Genomic DNA, 21,684 nt, shown 5'->3' with positions numbered 1-21,684 from the left:
GCGCCGAACGGAGCATCGGAGTTTGAGGGAGCGCTACGTCACTCCGTAAACCTTGCTGTACGCCCTTTGCAGCCGCCGCTGCTTGCTCACGGTCTCACCGCCGCCAGTTGCCTCATCAACGAAAAGTAGCGCGGCCGCGCTTGGCGACATGCCACCTTGCACATGCGGCCTCATCTTCTCGACCAGCGGAGCATCAGCGGTCGTGAATGATCGATCGGCATTTTTCCCGGATGCCTTTTCAGACGTGCCGGCCATCTTCTGCAGCCAATGCTCCAAGTCTCGAATATTTATCTCTACTGCACGGTCGTCCCAATAGCCTGGGGCATTCTCGCCAGGGCTGAGAATTGGAATGAAATCGAGCCGGCGCTTTGCCCGGCGACCGCCGCGCTTCGCTATCTGGCCTGCGTCGATGGCATACGCGAGCGCGGGTCTGATCGATGAGACCCCGGGAAAACGAATTTCGGCTCGCGCAAATGCTTCGGCCTCCGAACACCACTCAGACATTTGCGCCGCTCCTGATAGGAGTGACATTCGACGCCGTTGGCTTGGTGGTTGCGCAATATGCCGCCCAGTCGTCCATCAGCCGGCGGCGCTTTTCCATGAGGTCGCCGCGGCGATAGGCGGCTTCGGTCTTGTCGCTGACAGTGTGCGCCAGCGCCATTTCAAGCATCTCGTTCGGGAACGCCGTCTGCTCCGCCGCCCAATCGCGGAAGGTGCTGCGGAAACCGTGGGTGGTGAGGTCGTCGCGATCCATGCGGCGTAGCGTCATCAGGAGCGCCATGTTCGACAGCGCCTTGCCGCCCTTGTCGCCGATGAACACGGCATCATTACCCTTTTCGCGGGGAAGGGCCTTGAGAATTTCAAGCGCTCGATCGGACAGCGGGACGCGATGTTCCCTGCCTGCCTTCATTCGGTCGCCGGGGATGGTCCACAGGGCATTGTCGGTGTCGATCTCCTGCCAGCGGGCGCCGACGACTTCGCCGGTCCTGGTTGCGGTCAGGATGGCGAATTCAAGCGCCTTCGGGCTGGTGCCTTCCATGTGGCGGACCTCGGCCACGAATGCGCCGATCTCGGCATATGGCAGCGCGGCATGGTGCTTGACCTTGGCGACCTTGCTACGGGCCGGCAGGAGCTTGTCGAGATGGCCGCGCCACCGGGCCGGATTGTCGCCATGGCGGTAACCGCGCGCCGTTGCCCAGTCCAGAATGCTTTCGATGCGACCCCTCACGCGCGTTGCCGTTTCCGGCTTCGTCGTCCAGATCGCCTCCAGCGCCTTGAGGACCAGCCCCACGTCGACGCGGCCGACAGCAAGCTCACCGAACACGGGATAGACGTAAGCCTCCAGCGTGGCCTTCCATTGCCCGGCGTGCTTGATGTTCTTCCATCCCGAGCGGTGTGCTTTGATATAGGCCTCGGCCGCTTCCTTGAACGACAGAGCGGTTGCTGATGCCGCCAGCTTCTCCAGCCGCTCCGCCTTGCGCTTCTCAATCGGGTCGTCAGCATCGAGGAGCTTGAGCCGCGCCTCCCCTGCCCGCTCCCTAGCCAGCTTCAGCGACACGGTGTTGACCGAGCCTAGGCCCATCTTGCGCGGCCGGCCGGCGAGCATGTAGCGGAAGATCCAGCTCTTGGCTCCACCCTTCGCCACCTGGAGGTAAAGGCCGAGCCCATCGGCATAGAGACCGGGCTTGGTTTGAGCCTCGACGGCTTTGACGGACAGGCGGTTGATTTGCATTCGAACTCTCCTTGCGGACAGCCCTACGTACAATTTGCCATTGGATTTGGCAAGACCCCCTTAGACACTATCGGAACTGTAAAGCAGAGATTGCAAGGGTTTCAGGCATCAAGCGAGACCACCTTGGACACCCTCGGATTGGGCGGAGACGGACACTCCCTCCGCCAGATATTTGGCTACCGTGCTGAATTGCCTCTGTATTTTCAAAGAGGGCCAAATCTTTCCTAAGTTATTCCTAACTTCCTAAAACGAAGAAGCCTGCCACCGCGAGGCAGCGGGCCAGCGTGAGCGCAAACGTTGCGCCAGCCTCAGGATCAACGTTCGTCCTGGCGATAGAGCCGTTTGGTCGCGCGGTCGCTTTCCATGCGTTCTGCAGGACCACGGTGGCGTCGGGTCATAAGAACGTATGCCATCAATAGGGCCAGCAACAGTGGCCCACCAGCAACGACGATCAACCACATCACACTTTCAAACATGAGGCATCTCCTTCACGTCACAACCGTCAAGGAGAAGAACCGTTCCGTTCAAAGTTACAGCAACACCAGCACCTCCTGCGACTGAGGGCCGTTTTCCCATGTGACCGTTTCGGAAATCCGGGCTCCGCTGCAACAAAAGGCTGCGGCTGCACGTTGCGGTTGATCATTAAACCAGGAGCAAAGCAAATGGCCGACGGCAAAACGAAGACGGGCTTCCGCGATCGGGACCGCGTCTCTGCCGATGAGGATTATGAAGTCGAGTATTTCGCCACCAAGGCCGGCATCACCCCGCAGCAGGTCAAGGAATCGATCGCGAAGCACGGCAACCGACGCGAGACGCTGGAGCGGGAAGCGAAGGCTCTGGGGAGCGGTAGGTAGGCCGGCATGCCAGAGTACCAGGTGGAAGAGTGGCATGGAGAGGAGTGTGTCTCAACTCAGGCCACGAGCGCCGATGATCCGTTATCTGCGGTAGAGAAGGTCACGGGCCAAAGGGTGTCGCCTAGAGCGCTTCAGGAGCATTGGTTTCGTGTGGTCGATGAAGATGCGCGAAGCACGCATGAATTCAGCCTTGAGGACGGCGGCCCGGCTGGAGATTTCGCAAAATAGCCATGACCAGAATCTCGGACCTGCATTGGGACCAACGCTGCAGATAGGCGAGAAAGGTGCAGCCGCCGGGCGGACCCGACGGCTTATCGTCGATTGGATCGCTGCCGCCGCATGGGGCCTTAAGGCGCGGCCGGCGCCAGCTTGGCGGCTACTTGGTCGATCTTGTCGGCAAGTACGCTATTGGCCCAATCTGTCACCTCAGGGTCAACGGGCTTGTTGGCCATTTGGGCAAGGGCTGCATCGATCGATGGGACGTTGGCAGCGGCAGCTGTGGCGGCGGTCTGAGCAGCGGCCGCATCCTGGGTGGCGTCATCGAGCGCTGCCTGTGCTGCATCGAGGTCGGCCTGCGTCGGGACATCTTCGGGCAGGGTATTCGGGTCAGCCGCTTTCGCATTCAGCGCGTCGAGCGCCGCTTTGGCGTCGGTAACCGCCTGATTAGCGGCATCGAGCGCCGATTGAGCGTTCTTGGCTATTGCCGACTGTGTCACAAAAGCCTGCACGCCAGCGAAGTTCTTGCTCTTGGAGTGCATAAAGGCGTTGGCGTTGCGCTGCAGCGAGTTCAACCGGCCGAGCTTGGCATGGATATTCTTTTCCTTGGACACAGAAGGGGTAGCGGCCTTGGCGACCTGGCCCTTAGGGGCCTGGCCCTTGGCGGATGCCGACTTGCCGACCGAACCGCCGCCTCCGCCATTGCCGCCAGCATTACCGTTTCCTCCGCTATTGCCATTGCCATTGCCGTTACCATTGCCATGGCCGTTACCATGGCCGTTGCCACCAGCAGCAGCCAGGGCCGGCGACACCAGAAGCGAGAACACCGCAAATGCAGCAAAAAGGGTCTTTCGGGATGTCATAACTACCTCCGAGATTGCCACCGCCACGAACCGCTATAGCGGGCAACATGAGGAATCGCTAACACAAAGGGTAAACTTAGATATAGATGTGCTTTCATTGCGAGAACGAAGCGGCCGGCCGGCGAAACGCCAACCAGCATAACTCTTTGAAATTGCTGAAGTAGATCACCCTCCTTGGAACCGGCCGGCCTTCCGAACTCAAAGGTCCTAGACCGCTCAGACCAAGGTCTTAAGCCGTGGTTTCGGCCGCGACTCAGAAGTCGTGACGGCGCGGCGACCTTCGGTAGTCGGCACCTATCGGCCTGAGGCCGAGCTCGACATCGATCCGCTGCAGTGTTCCCAAACACCGCCTAAGTGGTTGTATTCCCTGTCTTTTGATATAAGCGCTAGTCTGAGGTAAAATTTCGACCGGCATCTGGCGGGCTTACGTTATGCAGCATCGAACGTTCTTTGGCGGCAAGGTCACCGAGATCCCCACTTCGTTACATAGCGATCCCAGGGGAATGCTGACCGCCATCGAGTTCAGCGGTTACAATTTCCAAGCCGTGCGGGCGTTCGTCGTCACCGCGCCGCGCGGCACGTCGCGGGGGGGACATGCACACGGCTCGGGCCGGCAATTGATGATGCAGCTGTCGGGCGAGATCGGCATCGAATTTCGCTACCAGGAACGGATCGAACGGCTGACGCTCACCGCATCGAACCGCGCGGTGCTGGTCGACGCCCCGGTTTGGGCGCTGCAGACCTATAAAGGCGAGAACCCGTCTTTGCTGGTTTTCTGCGATACCGAATACGACCCTAAAGACTACGTCTCGTATCCCTGATGACAATCGTCAGGAAAGGAGAGGCCGCGATGCGCGCCAGGACATGACAGCGCCTCGCGGTAGAATGGCTATTCTCGGCGCCGGCATCATGGGCGCCAGCCTCGCTCTCATGATGGCCCGCAGAGGCTACGCGGTGTCCCTCTTCGACAAGGAGAGCGAGCCGATGGCCTGCGCCAGCCGTTGGAACGAGGGCAAGATTCATCTCGGCTATCTCTACGGGAACGATCCCTCGCTGCTGACCGCCCGGCATCTGCTTTCGGGAGGACTGTGTTTCGGCAGGCTTGTTTCCGAGCTGATCGGAAGCAATCTGGAAGCGCACACGACCTTTTCGGAAGACCTTTATCTGGTCCATCGCAACTCGGTCGTCCCTGTCGAGGCGCTGGGGGCGATCTTTGAACGTGTAGATGTATTGGTGCGCAGCCACGCTGACGCCACCAGCTACCTTGCCGACGTATCGGCGGCGCGATCGAATCGGCTTTCCAAAACTGAATTGGCCGATGTCACCAACTCGGACCAGATCGTCGGCGGCTTCCAGGTGCCGGAGCGATCCGTCAACACGCGATGGGTTGCCGACCGGCTTTGCGCCGTGCTTCGGAGTGAACCCAACACCAGCTTGCGAATGGCGGCCAAAGTCCTGTCGGCACAGCCGGTGGACGGAATTGACGGGAAATGGCGCGTGGCGGTCGCAGGCGAAAAAAGTGAGGCGTTCGACATCGTCGTCAATTGCCTTTGGGAGGGGCGGCTGGCTGTCGACCGCACGGCCGGCATCGAGCCGGTTCCCGGATGGTCGCACCGCTACAGGCTTTGCCTGTTCGGCCGCACCAGCCAGCCTGTCGATGTGCCGTGCGCGGTCGTCGCCCTTGGCCCGTTCGGCGACATAAAAAACTATGACGGGCGCAACTTCTATCTCTCCTGGTACCCGAGCGGGTTGCTTGCGGAGAGTGGCGTATTGTCGATCGAAACGCCACAAGCGCTCGATGCCGACGCACGACAGCGGTTCATCGGCGACGTTCGCGCCACGCTCACTCGGTTGGTGCCCGTTGTTTCCAGCATGTTCGACGATGCCGAGGAGCTTGAGGTACGCGGCGGCTTCGTGTTTGCGCAAGGGCGTGGTTCGCTCAGCGACCCGAAAGCCACGATCCATCGCCGCGACCAATTCGGGGTCAACCGCCTGGGCAACTACATCTCGGTCGACACAGGTAAATATTCGACGGCGCCGTGGCTTGCCGACAGGCTGGCGCGGCAAATCTGCGGGATCGAGTGAATGGGTGAGACAGAACAGGGCGGCGCGAAGCAGGTAGCGCAGAAACAAGTCCAGCTTCGATCCGGCTGGCGGCCGAAGGTCACGGCGCTGGTGCCGTGCTACAATTCGGCGGCATTCATTTCGCGTACGCTGGACAGCCTCGCCGCGCAGACCTGGGACAATATCGAGATCCTGGTCGGCGAGGACAATTCGACCGACGCGACATTCGAGATCGTTTCAGCCTTCGCCGGCGGCCGCGACGATGTCTGTATCCTGCGCCGGGACAAAAACCTGGGATGGCTGAAGAACTCCAACGATCTGATGGCCAATGCCAGCGGCGAATTGATGTTCTTTGCCTTCCATGACGACGTCATCGATCCAACCTATATCGAGGCGCTGGTGCGGGCGCTCGATGCCAATCCCGCGGCCGTACTGTCGTTCAGCGACGTCGAAGTGATCGAAGTCAGCGGCGAAAGTGCCACGTGGAAGTTCGACCTGCTGGAGGGCTTGCAGGACGGTTTTGCGCGTGGCCGGGCGATGGCGCGCCAGCCGCATGGATGGTGGGTTCCCAATCGTGGGATATTCAGGGCCTGGGCGTTCCACCGTAGCGGCGGGATCAAGCCCAACAGCCAAGGCGAATTCAGCGCCGACTGGACCTGGCTTCTGCATCTGTCGCTGCTCGGCGGCTTTGTCCGCGTGCCGCAAGTGCTCTGCCACAAATACTACCGGGCGGGCAGCATCAGCCGGCGCTGGGACCGCAACAGCACCCAACGAAGGGCCTTGCGGGCGGCGGGGATAAGGGAGGTCTGGCACAGCGAGGCCGGCCTTGCACAAAGAGCCTTCCTCGCTGTCTATATCGCCTTGCGGCCGTGGCGGTGGGTGCCGCGATCGCGAGAAGCGCAAAGACGGCGAAACAGGCAATCGGTGCATGGCAGCCCGGACAAATAAGAATGGCGCCGGCGACGTATCAAAGCGGCTGCGCCTGCCCGGGTAACGGCGATTTCCGCGCATATCCGGCTGCCCCAAAATGGCACTCCGGTTGATTCCTGAGCCGAAATATGCTCGTTCTCCCGCCCATGAAAAACCTATTCCTTGTGGCCCTGGCCTCGGTGACGCTGGCCTGGCCCGCCCACGCCATGGACGCCGCCCTGCGCGCCGGCCTGCTGAAACTCGACCCGGAGACCCGGCTGGAGCAGAGATGCGACGCCGAAGTGCTCGACCGCATCAGCCATGACGACCACAAGTACAAGGCAGACCGCGTCGTCGCCTACGCCTTCGCGACGCCGGAAATGAAAGCCGATGCCATCCGCAGCCCGGGTGCTGCCTTCCGCAGCAAGGGACAGTGGTACCGGCTGAAGTTCAAATGCGAGACGGCGCCGGACCATATGGAGGTCCTGCAGTTCCGTTACCGCATCGGCGACGAGATTCCGGAAGCCGACTGGGCGAAGTACAATCTCTACGACTGAATTCGCTGCGACCAGAATTCTCTCTGGCAGAACGACCTTCCCTATTCCCGTGGCTTTCAGCGTCGGCCGTTAGAACGGTTCAGCTTTTTATAGAGCAGCTGACCCACTCTAACTCTTTGTTTTTGCATAATTCCGGACGGGAAACCGCTACGCACTTTTCCTGGAATTGCGCCGGCAGTCTCTTGACGCGCGGGAACCATACACGTTAGGGCGTCGGCATATCCGACGACGAACACGCCGATACAGCAAGGGGCTCCGGTCGATGGACATTTTCAGCGCTGCAAGCATGACGGCCCTCCTCCAGGTCATCGCCATCGATCTGGTGCTTGCCGGCGACAATGCCATCGTCATCGGCCTTGCCGCCGCCGGCCTGCCGGTCGAGCAGCGCAAGAAAGCCATCCTGATCGGCGTGTTGGCAGCGACTGTGCTGCGCATCCTGTTTGCCGCCGTCACCGTCAAGCTTCTTGCCATTGTCGGCCTGCTGCTGGCCGGCGGCATCCTTTTGTTGTGGGTGTGCTGGAAGATGTGGCGCGAGCTGCGGACGTCGCATGCCGACGAGTTCGAGGCGACCGAGGCGCTGTCCGATTCCGACCTCAACAGCGACAGAACGGTGGGTGGCAAGGCGCCGCGCAAGACGCTCGGCCAGGCGGCCCTGCAGATCGTCGTCGCCGATGTTTCGATGTCGCTGGACAATGTGCTGGCGGTCGCCGGTGCGGCGCGCGATCATTTTCCGGTGCTTGTCATAGGCCTGGTGCTGTCAATCGCCTTAATGGGCTTGGCCGCGAGCTTCATTGCCAAGCTGCTGCATCGCCACCGCTGGATCGCCTATGTCGGCTTGCTGATCATTCTCTACGTCGCGATCGATATGGTCTATCGCGGCGTTGTCGAGGTCTGGCCGCATGTCAGTCCTGTGGTGAGCTGACGCAGCCGGTCCCACAGCTTCTGTAGCAGCATGGGTATCTGCCGGAGGCAGTGGTCGCGTTCGCCGCAGCCGCTGCCCATACCAATGCCGCAATAAGTGTGGTACTGGCCGCCGATCCCGAAAAAACCCGGAATGTTTTCTCATGTCTGCGCCTCGCGTCAGTTTCGTCAGCCTTGGATGCCCGAAGGCCCTTGTGGATTCCGAGCGCATCATCACGCGCCTGCGCGCCGAAGGCTATGAGATCGCGCGCAAGCATGACGGCGCCGACCTTGTCGTCGTCAACACCTGCGGCTTTCTCGATTCAGCCCGCGACGAATCGCTCAAAGCCATTGGTTCGGCGCTTTCGGAAAACGGCCGGGTGATCGTCACCGGCTGCCTCGGCGCCGAGCCGGACGTCATCCGAGAGAAGCACCCCAACGTCCTCGCCATCACCGGCCCGCAGGCCTATGAGAGCGTGATGGCCGCGGTGCATGAGGCGGCGCCGCCCAGCCACGATCCCTATATCGACCTTCTGCCGCCGCAAGGCGTCAAGCTGACGCCGCGCCACTACGCCTATCTCAAGATTTCCGAAGGCTGCAACAACCGCTGCACCTTCTGCATCATTCCGGCACTGCGCGGCGACCTCGTCTCGCGCCCGGCGGCCGATGTGCTGCGCGAGGCCGAGAAGCTGGCCAAGGCCGGCGTCAAGGAACTGCTGGTCATCTCGCAGGACACCAGCGCCTACGGCATCGACATCAAGTACCAGACGTCGATGTTCGGCGACCGCGAAGTGCGGGCGAAATTCCTCGACCTGTCGGAGGAGCTGGGCAAGCTCGGCATCTGGGTACGCATGCACTATGTCTACCCCTACCCGCATGTCGCCGATGTCATCCCGCTGATGGCGGATGGAAAAATCCTTCCCTATCTGGACATCCCCTTCCAGCACGCCTCGCCGCAGGTGCTGAAGAACATGCGCCGTCCCGCCCATGGCGAAAAGACGCTGGAGCGCATTCGCGGCTGGCGCGAGATGTGCCCGGATCTGGCGATACGCTCGACATTCATCGTCGGTTTCCCCGGCGAGACCGACGAGGATTTCGAGATGCTGCTCGACTGGCTGGACGAGGCCAGGATCGATCGCGCCGGCTGCTTTAAATACGAGCCGGTCCGCGGCGCCCGCTCCAACGATCTCGGCCTCGAACAGGTGCCGCAGGAGATCAAGGAAGCGCGCTGGCATCGCTTCATGCAGCGCCAGCAGAAGATCTCGGCGACGCAGTTGGCCAAGAAGCTCGGCAAGCGCCTGCCGGTGCTGATCGACGAGGCGCATGGCACGTCTGCCAAGGGCCGGACAAAATACGACGCGCCCGAGATCGACGGTTCGGTGCATATCCAGTCGCGCCGCCCGCTGCGCCAAGGCGACATCGTCACGGTCAAGATCGACCGCGCCGACGCCTACGACCTTTACGGCTCGGCGGTTTAGAAAATTACCAAAAAGGGCGCCTCCCGGCGCCCTCGGATTTTTGGGCACAGCCCTCGGCGCGGTTTCGCAGTCGAAGCGTGCAGCCCGCGAAGTGAAAAAGGGCGCCGGGCGGCGCCCCTTCTCTTTTGCGTTTCCGATACTTACTGCGGCAACTTGTCGTCGACGCCCTTCACATAGAAGTTCATGCCGAGCAGCGTGCCGTCGTCGGCTACTTCGCCGTCCTTGAGCCACGGCGTGCCGTCCTGCTTGGCGACCGGTCCTGTGAATGGGTTCCAGCCATCTGCGATTTTCTTGGCGGTTGCCTCGGCCATCGCCTTCACATCGTCCGGCATGTTGGTGAAGGGCGCCAGCTTGACGGCGCCGTCCTTGATGCCGAGCCAGACATTGTCAGGCTTCCAGGTGCCGTCGAGCGCCGCCTGAACGCGGCTGATGTAATACGGCCCCCATTCGTCTGTCAGCGAGGTCAGCTGCGCGTTCGGCGCGAACTTGATCATGTCGGAGGACTGGCCGAAGCCGTGCAGCTTGCGCTCTTCCGCCACCTGCAGTGCCGCAGTGGAATCGGTGTGCTGGACGATGATGTCGGCGCCCTGGTCGAACAGCGCCTTGGCCGCGTCGGCTTCCTTGCCCGGATCGAACCAGGAGTTCACCCAGACGATCTTGGCCTTGAAGTTCGGGTTGACCGACTGCGCGCCGAGCATGAAGGAGTTGATGCCCATCACCACTTCGGGGATCGGGAAAGAAACGATATAGCCGGCGACCCCTGCCTTCGATTCCTTGGCGGCGATCTGGCCGAGCACGTAGCGGCCTTCATAGAAGCGCGCATTGTAGATGCCGAGATTGTCAGCGGTCTTGTAGCCGGTGGCGTGCTCGAACATCACTTTGGGGAACTTCTTGGCGACCTTCACTTCCGGGTCCATGAAGCCGAAAGAGGTGCCGAAGATGATCTTGCAGCCTTCGCGCGCCAGACGCTCGAAAGCGCGGTCGGCATCGGGACCTTCCGAGACGTTCTCTAGATAGGCGGTTTCGACCTTGTCGCCGAGCGCCTTCTCCACCTCGAGGCGGCCTTGGTCGTGCTGGTAGGAATAGCCGAAATCGCCGATCGGGCCGGTGTAGACCCAGCATGCCTTCAACTTGTCGGCGGCCTGCGCCGACGCCGCCAGTGACATGGCGGCGGTCGTGGTCATCAACGCGATAAGCAGTTTTTTCATTGTGTTACCTCTCTGAGTTTAGCCTTGGAGCTTCCCGTTTGTTTTTGTTGTCAACGATCCGGAACGAATGGCTGCCCCAAGGAAGCCGGCGTGTTCATCATCGTCAGACGCTTGTTGCGCGAGATTAGAACGAGAACCACGACGGTTGCCAGATAGGGCAGAGAAGAAAGCAGCTGCGAAGGCACCGGAATGCCAAATGCCTGTGCATGAAGCTGGCCGATCCACACCGCGCCGAAGATGTAGGCGCCGGCCAGCACGCGCCACGGACGCCAGGAGGCGAAGACGACCAGCGCCAGCGCGATCCAGCCGCGGCCCGCGCTCATGTTCTCTACCCATTGCGGCGTGTAGACCAGCGACAGGTGGCCGCCGGCAAGGCCGGCGCAGGCGCCGCCGAAGATGACCGCGAGATAGCGGTAGCGGATGACTTTGATGCCGAGCGCATGTGCCGATGTGTGGCTGTCTCCGATCGAGCGCAGGGTGAGGCCGGTGCGGGTCTTGAACAGGAACCACATGACGGCCGCCGTCAGCGCGATCGAGATGTAGAAGATTGGGTCCTGGCCGAACAACAGCCTGCCGACGACGGGAATGTCGGTGAGCACCGGAACGTAGAGGTTTGGCAGCCGCTCGCCCGGCTGGCCGACGAAGCTGGTCCCCATCATGCCGGACAGGCCGAGGCCAAGCAGCGTCAACGACAGGCCGGTCGCCACCTGGTTGGTGGCGAGCGACAGCGTCATCACCGCAAACAGCAGCGAGAACACGGCACCCATGGCGATTGCCGCCAACAGGCCGATCCAGGGCGATCCCGTGAGATAGCCGGCGCCGAAGCCGCCGACGGCGCCCATGATCATCATGCCTTCGACGCCGAGGTTGAGCACGCCGGAGCGCTCGACCACGAGTTCGCCGATTGCCGCTATTAAAAGCGGCGTTGCCGCCGTGGTGATGGTCAAAAGGATGTTGACGGCGATGTCCATCAGCGGGCTTCCTTCAACTTCGGCGCGGCTTCAAGCTTCGCCGCGCTTTTCGTCAGCGCCATGCTGACCAGGCGAATGCGGTAATGGATGAGCGTGTCGCAACCGAGCACGAAGAACAAAAGCATGCCCTGGAACACACGCGCCACCTTGTCGGAGATGCCGAGCGCGCTTTGCACCGCCTCGCCGCCGAGATAGGTCAGCGCCAGCACCAGGCCGGCGGCGACGATGCCGAGCGGATTGAGCCGGCCGAGGAACGCGACAATGATCGCTGTGAAGCCGTAGCCGGGCGAGATCACCGGTTGGAGCTGGCCGATGGCGCCGGAGACTTCCGAAATGCCGGCAAGTCCGGCCAGCGCGCCTGACAGCAGGAAGGCGAAGAAGACCATGCGGTTGAGGCCGAAGCCGGCGAACCGCCCTGCCCTCGGGCTGGAGCCGAGCACGCGGACCTCAAAACCCTTGAGCAGGCGGCTCATCAGCACCCAGATCAGCACGGCTGCAACAAGCGCGAAGACAAAACCCCAATTGGCGCGGCCGGCATCCGGCATCAGTTCCGGCAGGACCGCCGAGTCATTGAACTGGATCGTCTGCGGGAAACCGTGGCCCTGTGGATCGCGCCAGGGGCCGCGCACCAACCAGTCGAGGAAAAGCTGGGCGACATAGACCAGCATCAGGCTGGTCAGGATTTCGTTGGTGCCGAAGCGCGTCTTCAAGAGAGCCGGGATTGCTGCATAGGCGGCACCGCCGACCATACCGAACAACAGCATCAGCGGCAGCACCAGTGGGCCTTCGAACCCGGGAAACAGCACCGGAATGGCCGAGCCGAAAATGCCGCCGAGGATGAACTGTCCCTCAGCGCCGATGTTCCAGATGTTGGCCTTGTAACAGACCGACAGGCCGACCGCGATCAGGATCAACGGCGCGGCCTTGATCGCCAGCTCATGCAGCTGCCAGACCTGGCTGATCGGCTCGATGAAATAGATCTCGAATGCGCTCAGCGGGTTGACGCCGAGCAGCGCGAACAGAACCGCGCCGGCGATGATCGTTAGGGCGAAGGCGATGAAAGGCGACAGCGCCGAAAAGAGCATAGAGCGCTGCGGGCGTTTGACGAGTTCGAGGCGCATCATGCCGTCTCCAGAACATGTTCGGCGTGGCCGGGCTCGGCGCCGCCCATCAACAGGCCGATCTTTTCGAAAGTTGCCTCGGCGATCGGCAGCGGCTTCGACAATTCGCCGTTGTGCATGACCGCGATCGCGTCCGAAATCTCGAACAGCTCATCGAGGTCCTGGCTGATGACCAGAACCGCCGAGCCACTGCGCGCCAGTTCGATCAGCGCCTGGCGGATGTGGGCGGCGGCACCGGCGTCGACGCCCCAGGTCGGCTGGTTGACGAGCATGACGGCAGGGCTGCGGTCGAGTTCGCGACCGACGATGAATTTCTGCAGATTGCCGCCCGAAAGGGCCGCGGCTTCCGGATCGGGCGCGCTCTTGCGCACATCCATGGCCACGATGATGCGCTGGGCGGCGGCATAGACCGCACCGCTTTTGACCGCGCCGCCGGCTCCGACAAAAACCTTGCCGTCGGTGGCGTGCCGCGACAGAAGCAGATTTTCCGAAAGCTTCATGCGTGGCGCCGCGCCATGGCCGAGGCGTTCTTCCGGCACGAAGGCAGCGCCCATCAGCCGCCGGCCTGTGATCGAGAGCGAGCCGGCATCCTTGCCACGGATGCGCACGGATGGGGCGTCCTGCTGCAGCACCTCGCCGGAGACGGATTCGAAGAACTCGCCCTGGCCGTTGCCGGCGACACCGGCAATGCCGATCACCTCGCCGGCGTGCACAGTGAGGTTGATATTCTTCAGCGGGATCGAAAACGGCGTTGATGGCTTGCGGCTGAGGGCGCGGATTTCGAGCAGCGGCTGCGCGGTCTCGATGCCTTCGGCCGGTGCGCGCACCACGGCCTTCACCTCGTTGCCGACCATCATGCGGGCCAGCGACGAAGCCGTTTCCTCGCGCGGGTTGCAATGGCCGACGACCTTGCCGTGACGCAGCACGGTGGCGCGGTCGCAGATGCGTTTGACCTCTTCCAGCCGGTGCGAAATGTAGAGGATGGATTTCCCCTCCGAGCGTAGGCGCTCCAGCGTTTCGAACAGCTTGTCGGCTTCCTGCGGCGTCAGCACCGAGGTCGGCTCGTCGAGGATGATGAGCTGCGGCGTCTGCAACAGGCAGCGGATGATCTCGATGCGCTGGCGTTCGCCGACCGAGAGATCGCCGACCAGCGAGTCCGGATCGAGCGGCAGGCCATAGCTGAAGGAAAGCGCCCTCGCCTTGGCCGCGATCGAGCTGATCGGTGAGCCGTCATCCAGAGACAGAGCGATATTCTCGGCCGCGGTCAGCGCCTCGAACAGCGAAAAGTGCTGAAACACCATGCCGATGCCGAGCTTCTTCGCCATGCCCGGACTGGTGATCCGCACCGCTTCGCCGTTCCAGAATATCTCGCCGGAATTGGGCTCCAGCGAGCCGAACAGCATCTTGACCAGCGTCGACTTGCCGGCGCCGTTTTCGCCAAGCAGCGCGTGGATCTCGCCCTTGGCGATGTTAAGGTCGATATGATCGCACGCCGTCAGCGTGCCGAATATCTTGGTCAGGCCACGAACCTCAAGCAGGTTCGCTCCATCATGATCTGCACTCACAGTGCCTCCCATCCGGTTCCCGGACATGTTCTGTGTTCCCGCCAGCATGGTATGCGCTGGCCGCTCTCGTGCGAAAGCAGCACCCACCTTGAAAGAGCTTCAAGAATTTCAGCGGAAACTCAAGGGGTAAAGATTGACCTGCTTCGCACAACAAACCGATCGCCCGGTTTTTCGGGTAAACAGTGCCTGGCGTCGCGGCAAAACGCTGAAAGCAAGGCAAACCTCCGTCAGGGGATCAGTATTGTCGTACCCGTGGTCTTGCGCCCTTCGAGATCGGCTTGCGCCTTGCCGGCGTCCTTCAGCGCATAGCGCTGGTTGATCTTGATCTCGACCGCACCGCTCAACACCACGTCGAACAATGCCGCGGCGGAGACTTCGAGGTCTTCACGCTTGGCGTTGTAGACGAACAAAGTCGGCCTGGTAGCGAACAGCGAGCCCTTCTGCGCCAGCAGCGACATCGAAAATGGCGGGATCGGTCCAGAGGACTGACCGAAAGAGACGAACATGCCGAGCGGCTTCAGACAGTCGAGCGAGGCCGGGAATGTGTCGTTGCCGACCGAATCGTAGACGACGTCACATTTCTTGCCGCCGGTGATGGCGGCGACCCCGGCGACGAAATCCTGCTCCTTGTAGTTGATGACATGGTTGAAGCCATGCGCCTTGGCGAGCTCGATCTTGTCGGTTGAGCTTGCCGTGCCGATGACGGTGGCGCCGAGATGTTTTGCCCATTGTCCCAGGATCAGCCCGACGCCGCCGGCGGCGGCATGAAACAGGATGGTGTCGCCTGCCTTCACCTTGAAGGTCCGGCGCAACAGATACTCCGCCGTCATGCCTTTAAGCATCATGCCGGCGGCCTGTTCGTCGCTGATGCGGTCCGGTACCTTGACCACGCGGTCGGCGGCGACAATGCGCTGTTCGGCATAGGCACCGACATTGACGGCATAGGCGATGCGGTCGCCCGGCTTCAGCCAGTCGATGCCTGCGCCGACCTCGAGAACCACACCTGCCGCCTCGCCGCCCGGGATCAGCGGGAAGCCGCCGGGCGGCGGATAGAGGCCATTGCGGTGATAGACATCGATGAAATTGAGGCCGATCGCGGTGTGCCTGACCAGGATCTGCCCGGCGCCGGGTTGTCCCGGATCGGCGTCTTCATAGGTCAGGACTTCCGGACCGCCATGGGCGTGGATACGGATTGCTTTGGACATTTGTGGGCTTTCCTGCGGTCAGGCTTTCTTAGTGTCCGGCTTGGCGCCGAGTTTGGGGAAGAACTGCATGATACCGCCGATGCAGGCGAGGTAAAGTCCGGTGATGGTGATGCCGACCTTGGTAAAGACGCCGACCTGTTCGCCCAAAACGCCGATCTGGTCGTAGAAGGCGGCAAGGGCCGCCTGCGCCAGCGCCAGCGCACCGAAAGCACACCAGAGCAGCGTCATGCCAAGATTAATTGGCCGCAGCCGCACCACCCGCACGGGATGAATGAAGTTGATCGGCACGAAGGTGAGGATGCCGGCCGCCACGACGACGCCGAAGGACACCCACTGTCCCGGCTCGATGACGAACAGCGTGAACACGACCATGTTCCAGACCACCGGAAAGCCTTTGAAGAAGTTCTCCTTCGTCTTCATTCCGGTGTCGGCATAATAGATGGCGCTGGACACCACGATGATGGCCGCCGACAGGAAAGACAGCCCTTCGCCCATGAAGCCGCGCTGGTAGAGCGCGAAGGCGGGGATCAGCACATAGGTGACATAGTCGATGATGTTGTCGAGGAGTTCGCCCGACCAGGTCGGCAGGATCTCCTTGACCTCAAGCTTGCGCGCGATCGGCCCGTCTATGCCGTCGACGAACAGCGCCAGCCCCAGCCACCAGAACATCGCCGTCCAGCGTTGCTCGCTTGCCGCCACCAGAGACAGGAAGGCCAGGAACGAGCCAGACGCGGTCAACAGATGCACCGAGAATGCCCGCGCCTGCGGCCAGGTGACCTTTTTCTTCGGCCTGGGTATCCGGTCGGTGATCTTTTTGGCGGCATTCCTGGCGGTTGTGTTCTTGCTCACGGGCCCCGCCAATCCAGTTTGCAGATTTCGGCCGAGCGGCCGGCAAAGTTCCAGTTGTGGCCGAACGCCCGCATCTTGCTTTTGTCGGACCTGGCCACGATGATCTCCGGCGCGATCCAGTATTCCGAGTTGCCGATCACGGTATCCTTCTCGCGATCCTTGCCGGGAATCGGTGTGACCGCCCCGTCGATGATCTTCGGTATCTGGAAAATACGGGTCTTGTCACGCGTCTCGTAGGTGATCGGCACCTGCTCGACACCGAGGAACTTGCCGACAAGGATCGACAACAGCGAGGTTGTTCCGCCGGCCTTCCCGGTGAAGATCCTGGTCAGCGCTTTCACCGCGTAGACGGAGGCGCGCTTGTCGATGAACAGGCCTGCGGTCCAGTTGCCGCGGCTCATAAAGCCGGGGATTTCCATGACCAGACCGAGATTGAGGCCGGACAGGTCGACCTCGCCGAAATGGCCTGCGTCGATGCGGAAGCCCGCCCAGGTCTGACAATAACCCTCCGTCGGCGGATGGCTGCCAAGCGACAGCACGCAAGGACAAAAAACCGTGCAATTGCAGGAGAGTACGAGCTCTCCTTTCATTGCCCAGCCTTGCTCTGCCATGGAATTCTCCCCCGTCATGCCGAGACTACTAGCAGGGCGACTACCCAGACAAGCAGTATCGCACCGGCCACTCGGGTTGGAAGGCTGCCGGTGGTCTGTTTTTCGATCAAGGTGAACAGGCCGATCAGCGCCATCCAGAACACGTTCATCGCGCCGACGGCAAACATCACCAGCATCAGCGCCCAGCAGCAGCCGAGGCACCACAGGCCCTGCTTCAGCCCTAGCCGGAAGATGCCACCCGGCTCCGCGCTCCAGTTGGAAAACAGTGTCGAGAACGGGTTCCGGCATTTTGTCAGGCAGGCCTGCTTGAGGCTGCTGAACTGGTAGAGGCCGGCAACCAGCAGCGCGGCCGCCGCGGCAAGGCCGCTCACCGGATCGAGCAATCGAGCGGAGGACGTAAATGCGTGGACGAGCAACGTCAGCACCGCGAAGCCGATAGAGGCGACAAGCCATGTCGAGAGGTAGCCGGCAGCCAGGACCAGCGGATGGGCCACCGGCTCGCCCTTGATGCGGGCGGTGTCGGCGATTTCACAATAGGTACGGATCATCGGCGCCGCCGACGGCAGCATCGTCGCCACGGCCATCAAAAACCACATCACGATCAGCGCCAGAACCGGTGCGCCGCCGGCATCAAGTGGTGCGGGCGTCAGGCACATGCCGAAGAAGCGGTCGAGGACATCCGGCAGCGGCAGTTGCGGCAGATATCGCAGGACCACATCGCCTGGTACGCCGGGGAGCCGGGCTTCGGCGCCGCGGATCGCCATGGCGCCGAGAATGAACCAGGCGAGCAGAATGCCGCCGGCGATGGCGATGTTGACCGTCAGGCGGGGGCTGCGGGCCAGGCTTGCCGTGGCGCGGCCGGCGCGGTCGAGATGGCTGAAATCGTCCTGCTGGCCGGTCATGACAACCGAATGAGCCTAATCGCCGCGTTGATCAAGCCGCATGGTCTGACCTATATCCATGGGTAGACACCTGCATCGCAAACTGGAAGTCCAATTTGGATCATCGCGAGACAGCACGGATACTGGTAGCCGGCAGCGGCCCTGCCGGACTGATCGCGGCGCTCGGTTTCGCCGAGGCGGGCTTTCCGGTAACCCTGGTCGGACCCGAAGCAGGCGGGCCCGATGGCCGGACCACGGCGCTGATGAACCCTGCTCTCAAGGTTCTCGATCGGCTGGGCGTGCTGGCCGAACTTGCGCCGAAGGCCGCGCCGCTGAAGGTCATGCGCATCGTTGATGCGACCAGCCGGCTGATCCGCAGCCCGGTGGTGACTTTTCGCGCCATGGAGATCGGCGAGGAGCAGTTCGGGCTCAACCTGCCCAATAGTGCGCTGAACCCGACGCTGGCCAAGTCCGTCGCGGCCCATCCCGGCATCGAATGGCTGACGTCGATGGTCGAGAGTTGGCGTCTGGACGCCGATCAGGCGCATGCCGTCTTGACTGATGGTCGCGAAGTCTCGGCCGCGCTTGCGGTCGCTGCCGATGGGCGCCTGTCGCCGGCGCGCGAGGCGGCAGGCATAGTGGCCTCGGTGCGATCCTACCGCCAAGCGGCGCTGGTGCTGAATTTTGGCCATCGCAGCGAACACGGCTTCACCTCGACCGAGTTCCACACAGAGACCGGGCCGTTCACCCAGGTGCCGCTGCCCGGCAACCGCTCCAGCCTCGTCTGGGTGGTGAAACCGGAGGCGGCGAAGGACCTCGCCGCACTCGATGACGCGACGCTTTCCGAGCGTGTCGAGCAGCAGATGCAGTCGATGCTGGGCCGGGTGTCGGTCGAGCCCGGCCGACAAATTTACCCGCTTTCAGCGGCATCACCGGGGCGCTTCGCGCAAAACCGTGTGGCGCTGGTCGGCGAGGCTGCACATGTGTTCCCGCCGATCGGGGCCCAAGGTCTAAACCTCGGCATCAGGGACGTCGAGGATCTGATTGGAATCGCACGCGAAAATCGCGGCGACCCTGGCGCCGCAAGGGCTTTGGCCGCCTATGATTCCAGGCGCCGTCCCGACATTCTGGCGCGTTCGGGCGCGGTCAACCTGCTTAACATGTCGTTGCTGTCGGACATGTTGCCGGCGCAGATGGCACGCAGCGCCGGCCTCAATGTGCTCGGCAGTTTCGCGCCGCTGCGCGCCTTTTTCATGCGCGAAGGCTTGAGGCCGGGCAGCGGCTTTGCGGCGCTTACCGGCGGTTCAGGGAAACAGGTCCGGCGGTAAGATGCCGTGGCGGATCATGTAGAGCAGCCCGGTCACCGTCAGCACCGAGAGGCAGGTGGTGATCAGCACGCTGGCCGACGCGCGTTGCACCCAGACGCCATATTGCTGGGCGATGACGAAGACGTTGGTTGCGGTCGGTAATGCCGCCAAAAGCACGGCTGAAAAAACCCAGATTTCGGAAAAGTTCCCGATCCAGCTCAGCACGACGTAGCAGAGCGATGGATGCAGGATCAGCTTCAGCGCCGCGATCGACGCCAACTCATGCGGCACGCGGTTGAGGGGCCGGAGCGCAAGCGTCACGCCCATGGCAAACAGGGCGCAAGGGGCGGCCGCCCGAGACAGATATTCGAGCAGGCGATCGACCGGCTGCGGTGGGTGAAAGCCGAGATAGGCGGCGCCGACGCCAAGCGCGGTCGCGATGATGAACGGGTGCAGGACGATTTTCCTGACTACGCCGAGGATGAGCCGCCACGGCGATGTCTTGTCGTCGCCCGACAGCGCCATCATCATCGGCGCGATGGCGAAATGCATGATATTTTCGAAGCAGAAGATCAGCGCAACGGGGACCGCCGCTTGTTCGCCGAAGGCGAGCAGCGCCAGCCCCGGCCCCATATAGCCGATATTGCCGTAGGCCGCGGCCAGCGCCTTGATCGTCGACTGGGCGATCTCGCCGCGCGACGCCGTCACCGACCATACGAACATGATCGAGAAGATCGTGTAGGTGGAAAATACCGAGCCGAAGATGAAGCGCCATTCGGTCAACTGTTCGAACGGCGTGCGGGCCAGCAATTGGAAGAACAGGGCAGGAAGCGCGACATAGACGATGAAGGTGTTCATCCAGCCAAGCGCCTCCAGCGGCTGCCTGGTTATGCGCGCGACCAGAAAGCCGATGAAAATCAGCCCGAAGAACGGAATAACAAGACCGACAATGTCAGACATTTTTGCCCTGGCCCGAAACCCCGGGACCGGGCTAGCCCGTAGCTTCATCGGGCGTCAAGCGCTTCGGCATTGAACTGACACGCCATCTGCGCCAAATAAAGCCTGATCCCAGACCTAAGTCGGGCTCGATTTTTGGCCACGGTGTGTGTAAATTCAAAGTCTTAGAGCGCTCTTCGCACATTCGAGGGGACGCCGGGCGCTCTAGAGGCTTAGTGGTGAGTATGATGAAAACGGCCAAATTTTCGATCGGACAGGTGGTTCGTCATCGGCTGTTTCCGTTCCGCGGCATCATTTTCGATGTCGATCCGCAATTCGCCAACACCGACGAATGGTACGAAGCCATCCCGGCCGACGTGCGGCCGCGCAAGGACCAGCCGTTCTACCATCTGCTCGCCGAGAATTCGGAAACCGAATACATCGCCTATGTCTCCGAGCAGAACCTGCTCGAGGATCAATCGGGCGAACCGGTCCGGCATCCACAGATCGGTGAGATGTTCGACAAGCGGCCCGACGGACGCTATGAGCCAAAACGCCAGTCGAGACACTGACATCACCTTGCATCGACGTGACGACAACAAAAAAGCGGGGCATGACCCCGCTTTTTGTCGCTCCGGTATCTGTCCCGGCGATTAGTTGGCGGCTTTGGCCTTGGCCTGCTCGTCCTTGAGCTTCTTGGCGAAGTCCTGGTTGTTCTTGACGACGAAATCCTGAAGTTTTTTCTGCCGATCCTCGATGTCCGACTGCTGCAGCGGCGCGCCGTCAAAGGCGCCGCTGAAGCCGGTCAAGGCAACCTTGATGGGATTTGGCTGACTTTGGAAGTTGATCGAGGTCAGCGTGATCGCCTGTCCCTTCTTGAAGGACGCGACGAGCGCGTCGGTCAGCGGCACTTCGGCAACGCAACGGTCGGCGAAGCAAATGACATAATCCAGCTTCGTCGCCTTGCCGGCGTCTATCTGCAGGGCGATGCCGGGGGGCACCAGGCGACCTGGGGGAACCGTGACCTGGAAGACCTTGCGGTTTACCTTGCCCTTCAACTCGATCAGGCTAACCCCGGTGACGAACTGGCCGTTGCCGGCAGTGATGATGTTCTGGACATTGCAGATGTCGACATCTTCCTGCTTGGTGCAGGCCTTGAACCAACCCTGCGGAATCTGTTGCTGTGCCGAAGCGGTGGGAAGTCCGGCGCCCAGAAAGCCGACCACGCCCGCGGCCATGACCGAAAGGCGGTATGCGTTGCTGTTCAGGCTCGTCATGTCGTGCATTTCCTCTCAAATGATCCCGGGACCGGCTTCTTCGCGCCGTGTGGTCCTGCTACCTGTTGCCGAATTGAGGCAACAGAATGACTTCGGAGCGCGTGTTACACTGCATGAGCAGCCGAATCCAGCCCGCCGCCTGCAATTCTTGGCCGCGCAATTTGGGTCGTGCGATTTGGG

Annotated in this window: 23 protein-coding genes; 9 read left to right on the top strand and 14 right to left on the bottom strand. The window is 61.9% G+C overall.

Annotated elements, in window-relative coordinates:
- Positions 1–33: 33 nt before the first annotated feature.
- From X756_RS146525 to X756_RS1000000169440, 3 genes are all read right to left on the bottom strand, one after another.
- Positions 34–504 (bottom strand): hypothetical protein, encoded by a 471-nt coding sequence (locus X756_RS146525; protein WP_023730600.1) that lies wholly within the window; start codon positions 502–504, stop codon positions 34–36.
- Positions 497–1,732 carry a site-specific integrase gene (locus X756_RS146530; RefSeq protein ID WP_031238913.1) on the bottom strand — a complete coding sequence of 412 codons (1,236 nt, stop codon included), beginning with the start codon at positions 1,730–1,732 and terminating at the stop codon, positions 497–499. Before X756_RS146530 ends, X756_RS146525 begins: the two co-directional genes overlap by 8 nt.
- 314 nt (positions 1,733–2,046) lie before the next feature.
- Positions 2,047–2,208: a hypothetical protein gene (locus tag X756_RS1000000169440; RefSeq protein WP_023691300.1), complete on the bottom strand. Its 162-nt coding sequence runs from the start codon at positions 2,206–2,208 to the stop codon at positions 2,047–2,049.
- 186 nt (positions 2,209–2,394) lie between these two features.
- On the opposite strand from X756_RS1000000169440, the gene X756_RS146535 reads away from it, so the two are divergent.
- Positions 2,395–2,586: a DUF3606 domain-containing protein gene (locus X756_RS146535; protein ID WP_023730598.1), complete on the top strand. Its 192-nt coding sequence runs from the start codon at positions 2,395–2,397 to the stop codon at positions 2,584–2,586.
- 347 nt (positions 2,587–2,933) lie between these two features.
- On the opposite strand, the gene X756_RS146540 is transcribed toward X756_RS146535, so the two are convergent.
- A complete protein-coding gene (locus X756_RS146540) occupies positions 2,934–3,686 on the bottom strand; it encodes a hypothetical protein (protein WP_348529830.1) in 753 nt (250 codons plus the stop codon).
- Positions 3,687–4,096: 410 nt separating this feature from the next.
- Between X756_RS146540 and X756_RS1000000166770 the strand changes: the two genes are divergently transcribed.
- The 6 genes from X756_RS1000000166770 to rimO all read left to right on the top strand — a co-directional run bounded on the left by X756_RS1000000166770 (position 4,097) and on the right by rimO (position 9,573).
- The gene (locus X756_RS1000000166770; RefSeq protein WP_023730596.1) at positions 4,097–4,486 is read left to right on the top strand and encodes an FdtA/QdtA family cupin domain-containing protein; all 390 of its coding nucleotides are present in this window, start codon (positions 4,097–4,099) and stop codon (positions 4,484–4,486) included.
- Between the two features lie 64 nt (positions 4,487–4,550).
- On the top strand, positions 4,551–5,750 hold the full coding sequence (locus X756_RS146545; protein WP_023730595.1) for an FAD-dependent oxidoreductase: 1,200 nt from the start codon (positions 4,551–4,553) through the stop codon (positions 5,748–5,750).
- Entirely contained in the window at positions 5,751–6,677 is a 927-nt protein-coding gene (locus X756_RS146550) for a glycosyltransferase family 2 protein (RefSeq protein WP_023730594.1), read from the top strand. It abuts the gene before it with no gap.
- Positions 6,678–6,787: 110 nt separating this feature from the next.
- Entirely contained in the window at positions 6,788–7,195 is a 408-nt protein-coding gene (locus tag X756_RS146555) for a DUF930 domain-containing protein (RefSeq protein WP_032999567.1), read from the top strand.
- Between the two features lie 262 nt (positions 7,196–7,457).
- Complete coding sequence (locus X756_RS146560) at positions 7,458–8,117, top strand: TerC family protein (protein WP_023668959.1); 660 nt, start codon at positions 7,458–7,460, stop codon at positions 8,115–8,117.
- A gap of 142 nt (positions 8,118–8,259) precedes the next feature.
- Positions 8,260–9,573: a 30S ribosomal protein S12 methylthiotransferase RimO gene (gene rimO, locus X756_RS146565; RefSeq protein ID WP_023730592.1), complete on the top strand. Its 1,314-nt coding sequence runs from the start codon at positions 8,260–8,262 to the stop codon at positions 9,571–9,573.
- A gap of 140 nt (positions 9,574–9,713) precedes the next feature.
- Here the strand turns inward: rimO and X756_RS146570 are convergent, their stop codons facing one another.
- The 8 genes from X756_RS146570 to X756_RS146605 form a co-directional block, all read right to left on the bottom strand.
- Positions 9,714–10,781 (bottom strand): BMP family ABC transporter substrate-binding protein, encoded by a 1,068-nt coding sequence (locus X756_RS146570; protein ID WP_023682527.1) that lies wholly within the window; start codon positions 10,779–10,781, stop codon positions 9,714–9,716.
- Positions 10,782–10,831: 50 nt separating this feature from the next.
- Complete coding sequence (locus X756_RS146575; protein ID WP_023730591.1) at positions 10,832–11,752, bottom strand: ABC transporter permease; 921 nt, start codon at positions 11,750–11,752, stop codon at positions 10,832–10,834.
- On the bottom strand, positions 11,752–12,876 hold the full coding sequence (locus tag X756_RS146580; RefSeq protein WP_031238910.1) for an ABC transporter permease: 1,125 nt from the start codon (positions 12,874–12,876) through the stop codon (positions 11,752–11,754). Before X756_RS146580 ends, X756_RS146575 begins: the two co-directional genes overlap by 1 nt.
- On the bottom strand, positions 12,873–14,450 hold the full coding sequence (locus X756_RS146585) for an ABC transporter ATP-binding protein (RefSeq protein ID WP_023730589.1): 1,578 nt from the start codon (positions 14,448–14,450) through the stop codon (positions 12,873–12,875). Before X756_RS146585 ends, X756_RS146580 begins: the two co-directional genes overlap by 4 nt.
- A 215-nt stretch (positions 14,451–14,665) precedes the next feature.
- Positions 14,666–15,643 (bottom strand): quinone oxidoreductase, encoded by a 978-nt coding sequence (locus tag X756_RS146590; protein WP_023730588.1) that lies wholly within the window; start codon positions 15,641–15,643, stop codon positions 14,666–14,668.
- 18 nt (positions 15,644–15,661) lie between these two features.
- Complete coding sequence (gene pcsA / locus X756_RS146595; RefSeq protein ID WP_023682522.1) at positions 15,662–16,492, bottom strand: phosphatidylcholine synthase; 831 nt, start codon at positions 16,490–16,492, stop codon at positions 15,662–15,664.
- On the bottom strand, positions 16,489–17,103 hold the full coding sequence (locus tag X756_RS146600) for a DUF1326 domain-containing protein (protein WP_023691317.1): 615 nt from the start codon (positions 17,101–17,103) through the stop codon (positions 16,489–16,491). Before X756_RS146600 ends, pcsA begins: the two co-directional genes overlap by 4 nt.
- Positions 17,104–17,117: 14 nt before the next feature.
- Positions 17,118–18,005, bottom strand: coding sequence for a DUF2182 domain-containing protein (locus X756_RS146605; protein ID WP_023691318.1), 888 nt, complete (start codon positions 18,003–18,005; stop codon positions 17,118–17,120).
- 95 nt (positions 18,006–18,100) lie between these two features.
- Here X756_RS146605 and X756_RS146610 point away from each other — a divergent pair, with 95 nt between their 5' ends.
- The gene (locus X756_RS146610) at positions 18,101–19,312 is read left to right on the top strand and encodes a UbiH/UbiF family hydroxylase (RefSeq protein WP_023730587.1); all 1,212 of its coding nucleotides are present in this window, start codon (positions 18,101–18,103) and stop codon (positions 19,310–19,312) included.
- Here X756_RS146610 and X756_RS146615 read toward each other — a convergent pair.
- Positions 19,289–20,251, bottom strand: coding sequence for an AEC family transporter (locus X756_RS146615; protein ID WP_023730586.1), 963 nt, complete (start codon positions 20,249–20,251; stop codon positions 19,289–19,291). The two genes, X756_RS146610 and X756_RS146615, sit on opposite strands and share 24 nt — an antisense overlap.
- Positions 20,252–20,475: 224 nt before the next feature.
- Between X756_RS146615 and hspQ the strand changes: the two genes are divergently transcribed.
- Positions 20,476–20,799: a heat shock protein HspQ gene (gene hspQ / locus X756_RS146620; RefSeq protein ID WP_023668971.1), complete on the top strand. Its 324-nt coding sequence runs from the start codon at positions 20,476–20,478 to the stop codon at positions 20,797–20,799.
- 81 nt (positions 20,800–20,880) lie between these two features.
- Here hspQ and X756_RS146625 read toward each other — a convergent pair whose 3' ends face one another.
- Complete coding sequence (locus X756_RS146625) at positions 20,881–21,504, bottom strand: invasion associated locus B family protein (RefSeq protein WP_023730585.1); 624 nt, start codon at positions 21,502–21,504, stop codon at positions 20,881–20,883.
- Positions 21,505–21,684 lie beyond the last annotated feature (180 nt).

The sequence above is a fragment of the Mesorhizobium sp. LNJC405B00 genome (genome assembly GCF_000502615.1).
Taxonomy (GTDB): Bacteria; Pseudomonadota; Alphaproteobacteria; order Rhizobiales; family Rhizobiaceae; genus Mesorhizobium.
The sequence above is the reverse complement of the archived record's forward strand: the minus strand, read 5'-3'. Positions and strand labels throughout refer to the sequence as shown.